The organism is Pseudomonas sp. RL_5y_Pfl2_73, from assembly GCF_963970515.1.
In the GTDB taxonomy this organism is placed as follows: Bacteria; Pseudomonadota; Gammaproteobacteria; order Pseudomonadales; family Pseudomonadaceae; genus Aquipseudomonas.
In genome coordinates this window covers 1-1312 of record NZ_CAXAPD010000113.1, presented here as the reverse complement: position 1 = coordinate 1312, position 1312 = coordinate 1, and the positions used below count along the sequence as shown (strand labels likewise).

The window sequence follows — 1312 nt, the reverse complement described above, 5'->3', positions numbered from 1 at the left end:
TCCGCAATTCGTTGCGCTTTCAAGGGCAGTACTTCGATGTGGAAACCGGGCTGCACTACAACCGCTATCGGTACTATGATCCACAGGTCGGGCGGTTTATTGGCAAGGACCCGATTGGGTTTGCGGGCGGGCTGAATGTCTATGCGTATGGGCCGAATCCAGTTGAGTGGGTTGATCCGCTAGGGTTGAAAGATGAGCCATTAGCACCGGGAAGTGAAAAAAATCCGCTCGCCACTTCTAAGGCTGCTCGACGTGAATCTATGAGACAAGCAGGAATACCTACAAGCCAACAACCGATTAGTCAGTCAAAAAACAAATCAGGATGGGAGTATCGCTATGAAACACCTCAACCTGGAGGCGGTAAAAGACTTGCATCAGTACAACAACAAACGATGGATGTTAGTCATCAGGACAAACCCCATTGGGAATCTGGAAAAGTCAAACTTGATGACGACGGAAATCCAAGAATGAGCAGGCACGGACGACCGCAGATTCGTAATGGCAAAGGAAAAGCCTTCTATGCAAAGGAGTGTTGCTCATGAATATCCCCCCTTACGAAAGAGAATTATTATTTAGAAAAGCTCAAGGAAACAAGCTACTAGAGGAATTCAAAAAGAAAATAAATAGCATTTTTTTGAATGGATACCGAGAGGAGTCTCGAAAAAGCCTACCTGAGACGGACCGAATTATTGAGAAGCTCAGATCAATGCAGCTAACTCACTGCATAGAGAGGACTTATGAATCCCTTGATGAGTGCTTTAACTTCATTACAACTCAGCTTGCAAAAAAAAACTTCTACGCACTAATTGATGAAGACTGGAAATACTGCGGAGCTGTACTAATAGAGACCAACACCAAATTAAACAACAACTTTAATTTTGACGAAAGCACTAGCGATGAAATAAGACTTATTGCAGCAGACTTTTCCTCCCAAATATCCGTGGACCACTTCCAAGACTCCGACAGTCATTTATATGAGTGTTCTATAAAAGAATACGCAACACCAGAGATGGCACTTTCAACGCCCTGAACTAAAAAGAAGAATGTGCATAAACCTAGGGATGGTCTGAAATAGCCGGATATTCTCCGGCTATCGAGCCGTCAGTACTTTTCAAAAAACGACCCGCGTCGAAATTTGATCCATTCTCTTCATTCTTCTGCCCTTCCGGGCCCCCGGTGTCAGGTTAGTTGTCGCCTGAGCTGATTTATCAAAACGATAGATCGGGGGCGTCAAAGAGAGCTGTAATGTCGAGCTATTCACCTGAGCGTAAAGCGGCCCTTATCCGTAAATTACTGCCGCCGCAAAACATGA

At 44.8% G+C, this 1312-nt stretch carries 2 protein-coding genes; both read left to right on the top strand.

Annotated elements, in window-relative coordinates; genetic code table 11:
* Nucleotides 1-542, top strand: a 542-nt coding sequence (locus tag AACY42_RS28465; RefSeq protein WP_339483833.1) for an RHS repeat-associated core domain-containing protein, incomplete at its 5' end; no start/stop codon positions are given.
* Complete coding sequence (locus AACY42_RS28460; RefSeq protein ID WP_339483832.1) at nt 539-1030, top strand: hypothetical protein; 492 nt, start codon at nt 539-541, stop codon at nt 1028-1030. The genes AACY42_RS28465 and AACY42_RS28460, both read left to right, overlap by 4 nt.
* Nucleotides 1031-1312: the final 282 nt, after the last annotated feature.

Coding starts and splice junctions, on each gene's coding strand:
- AACY42_RS28460 (WP_339483832.1), top strand. CDS start 539: ATGAATATCCCCCCTTACGAAAGAGAATTATTATTTAGAAAAGCTCAA.